The 1,599-nt window shown below is 61.0% G+C and carries 1 protein-coding gene and 1 tRNA gene; one reads left to right on the top strand and one right to left on the bottom strand.

Annotation, left to right across the window (positions count from 1 at the left end):
* Window positions 1-140: 140 nt before the first annotated feature.
* Window positions 141-1,280 carry a YihY/virulence factor BrkB family protein gene (locus tag HMPREF3088_RS01255; protein ID WP_070757841.1) on the bottom strand — a complete coding sequence of 380 codons (1,140 nt, stop codon included), beginning with the start codon at window positions 1,278-1,280 and terminating at the stop codon, window positions 141-143.
* 184 nt (window positions 1,281-1,464) lie between these two features.
* On the opposite strand from HMPREF3088_RS01255, the gene HMPREF3088_RS01260 reads away from it, so the two are divergent.
* Window positions 1,465-1,540: transfer RNA gene (locus HMPREF3088_RS01260), tRNA-Glu, on the top strand.
* Window positions 1,541-1,599 lie beyond the last annotated feature (59 nt).

The raw sequence follows: 1,599 nt of genomic DNA on the forward strand, positions 1-1,599 counted from the left end.
AGTCGAGGTGGCGCATTCACCCACTGACAACTCCGCGGATAGGGACGAAGCCTCAGATGCAAGGAATAACCCTAGGGCGCTGAGGAGGGCGGTCAGAAGCGCGTCTCAGGCGGTGGGATGGAAAGAGTAAAAGCCGCCCGCTAGTCGTCCTCAGCGTTCCGTACGCGGCGCTGGAAGTTTACGGCTTGGGCCTGCAACGTTTCGGCGAGCTGCTTCTCACCATCCGCGGCACCCGAGGCTCGGGGCGGGGCGAGGATGAGCTCGGTGGAGTCGTAGCCCGCCGCGAGCTCCCGGGCACGCGCGAGCTCAGCGTCCAGCTGCAGGCCTAGCAGCAGCACGTTATTTGCCATGAAAAGGCAAAAGAAGCCGCCGATGATGCCGCCTAGCGCCCCGTACATGCCGATGTGCAGGAAATTATTCAGGTAAGTCCGAAAGCCCTCCCCGATCAGCGTGAGGACAACCAGCGCGCTCACAGAGCCCGCAGTGAACAGGCGGAAACGCCCTTGCCTGACGTTCGGGGCGACGTGATAGAGCAGCGCGATGAGCATCTGGGAGAGCCCGAAGATCACCGGCCACCGCAGCCACGTCCACAGCGGCAGGAAATAGTCGAGCATGAAGGTGCGCAGGCCAGCCAGTCCCAAGGGATCGGCGATGTGGGTGAAGAAGGGGGAGAGGAGCTCCTCGCGGAGGAAGAAACCCGCCGCGATCAACACAAGCCCCGCAACCAAAGCGATGGTCAAGCCCCACATCACGAGCCAGGTCCGTAGGATCGACCGGCCCTCCTCGCGGCCGTAGAGCGCGTTCGCGCTGCGGGAAAACGCGCGAACATAGGCCGAGGAGGAGAAGAGCGCGAAGAGGACGGCGAAGATCAGTGTGATCAGGGAGCGCTGCGTGGTGCCGATGATCGCCTCGATGATGTTCGACGCCTGAGCCGCGAAGTCTGCCGGGATGTTGCGGTTGATGAATTCGCCGGTCACGCCCAGCACCTGATCGCGATTCTGGTCGAGTACCAGCATCACGATCGCGTAGAAAGCCATGAGGGTGGGGATCGCGGTGAAGATGGAGTAGAAGCTCAGCGTCGCGCCCTTATCGGGAAGCCCACGGTAGAAAAACTCCGTGTACAGCCGCTTGGCGATCATGCCCCATGCCTTCGGGCCAGGAAAACGATGCTCGCTGGTGACCTCTGCTGAGTAACGATCCGGAGAAATCGCCTGTCGGTCCGTGCCACCGCCGGCCGGCATTACGAGCGAGTCGGGGGTGTCATTCTCGGAACGGGTCATTGGCATCCTTGGCGCATCGGCGACACTACTGCTTTCATGCTAACGCGAGAACTCCCTAAAACCCGGCATTGACCAGCGGATTAGGAGAGTTGAGGCAGTGGCCTGTAGGCTTTGTTCTCGATCACAGAGCTGGTTGCTGTTACATCGGTACGCCGGTAGAGAGCTAGTTTTGTGTGTCCTATGCGCCCCGTTCGTCTAGCGGCCTAGGACGCCGCCCTCTCACGGCGGTAACACGGGTTCAAATCCCGTACGGGGTACCAAGAAGAACCTCCCACCACTTGATTGTTGAACTGCTCCCCATTAGTTGGACTGAGAAATC

This window comes from Corynebacterium sp. HMSC22B11 (assembly GCF_001815965.1).
GTDB lineage: Bacteria > Actinomycetota > Actinomycetes > Mycobacteriales > Mycobacteriaceae > Corynebacterium.